A 532-nucleotide genomic window follows, 5' to 3' on the forward strand; every position below is an offset into this window, starting at 1 on the left:
CTGGTAGTCGGCGTCGGTGTTGTCGAGGTTGCCGTCGACCCAGACCTGCCAGGCGATCTTCATCGTGTCGCCGTCGATGGCGGTGAAGTGCGACTTGTAGGCCTTCGGGTTGGTCAGGTCGCGGCCGTCATTGGGGGTTGGCACGCGCTGTTCGCCGGTACAGCCGAGCCCGATGGATTTGTGGGCGGTCCATCCCACCATCGATCTGGCCGCGCAGGAGAAGCGCCGACTGCTGCTGGTGCTGAACCGTGTGCCGCCGCGTGCCCGCATCGCCGACGAGCTGGTCGCCGAGGTGACTGAGCTGATCGCCCCTCCTTGCGTGGAGCTGGCGGCTGCCCACGTCGGAGACCTCACGCTCCTATGCTCGGCACGCTGATGACGGGTGCTGTCGTCGACTGAGGCCGCGCGCATAAGCTAGGCCGCGTCCGAGATGCAGGCGCTCGCTCGGAACATTCGGGAGCGGGGCTCAGGGGGGCTGGCCGTTCTGGCCCCCTGATGCTACTCATTCTTTGATGGCGCCCGTCGGCGACTG

Annotated in this window: 2 protein-coding genes; one reads left to right on the forward strand and one right to left on the reverse strand. The window is 66.9% G+C overall.

Annotated features, from left to right (window positions below):
* A partial coding sequence (locus tag I71_RS37185; RefSeq protein ID WP_307188973.1) for a hypothetical protein occupies positions 1–270 on the reverse strand: 270 nt, incomplete at its 3' end.
* On the opposite strand from I71_RS37185, the gene I71_RS06750 reads away from it, so the two are divergent.
* Complete coding sequence (locus I71_RS06750) at positions 173–376, forward strand: hypothetical protein (protein ID WP_244433681.1); 204 nt, start codon at positions 173–175, stop codon at positions 374–376. The two genes, I71_RS37185 and I71_RS06750, sit on opposite strands and share 98 nt — an antisense overlap.
* Positions 377–532: the final 156 nt, after the last annotated feature.

It is taken from the genome of Azospirillum sp. B506 (assembly GCF_000333595.1).
GTDB lineage: Bacteria > Pseudomonadota > Alphaproteobacteria > Azospirillales > Azospirillaceae > Azospirillum.

What these genes read in the sequence shown, in the direction of transcription:
- I71_RS06750 (WP_244433681.1), top strand. Translation starts at nt 173, where the DNA reads ATGGATTTGTGGGCGGTCCATCCCACCATCGATCTGGCCGCGCAGGAG.